1 protein-coding gene is annotated in these 712 nt (G+C 76.8%); it reads left to right on the forward strand.

Features of this window, described 5'->3' with window-relative positions:
* Positions 1-451 precede the first annotated feature (451 nt).
* A partial coding sequence (locus LCD31_RS28320; RefSeq protein ID WP_224963175.1) for a hypothetical protein occupies positions 452-712 on the forward strand: 261 nt, incomplete at its 3' end.

Below are 712 nucleotides of genomic sequence, written 5' to 3' on the forward strand. Positions count from 1 at the left end.
CGCCCCCCCGCCGCGGGGGGGGGCGCCCCCCCCCCGCGGGGGGGGGGCCCCCCCCCCCGCGCCCGGCCCCCCCCCCCCCCCCCCCCCCCCCCCCCCCCCCCCGGGGGGGGGGCCCCCCCCCCGTCTCGGGGTCCGCCGCGGGGGGCAAGCCGGGCGGAGCAGGGCGCGCGGCCGGACGGGGGCACCGGCGCTGCGGCGAACACGGAACGTTGCCGGCGAAAATTGCTGACCCTGTGCGTCCGGAACCCGCTCCGATCCGCCCCCGATCCCCCGCGAGCTGCGCCTACACCCCTGCCGTCGATCACTCCGAGTGGTACCGGTTCGGTCACGCGCCGAGCCGGAAAAGTCTGAAACCGGTTGCGATAGGAAACTCGGACTCGAATCGGTAACAGAGTGCAACTCCACCGCCCCTTCCGGCGATCACAAGGTGACGACTCGAAAGGGGCAAGGAGTGACCGTCACCGAACTCGCCGGAGCCGCCGTCAGCGCGGCGGCTCTGTGCGTCCTGACCGTGCTGCCCGGTGCCGCCCACGCGGAAGCGCAGCCGATCAGCGGGCTCCTCGGCGGCCCGAGCACCACGCAGACCAGCGCCGAGCACACCATCGAACTCCCGCTGCTCGGCGACCCGACCGAACGGACCGGCCCGCCGCCCACCGGCGCCGCGCCCAGCACCAGCGGTGCCCCCGCCACCGCGCCCGTCCACGACGAACCC

Source organism: Saccharopolyspora sp. 6M, assembly GCF_020176775.1.
GTDB lineage: Bacteria > Actinomycetota > Actinomycetes > Mycobacteriales > Pseudonocardiaceae > Saccharopolyspora_C > Saccharopolyspora_C gregorii.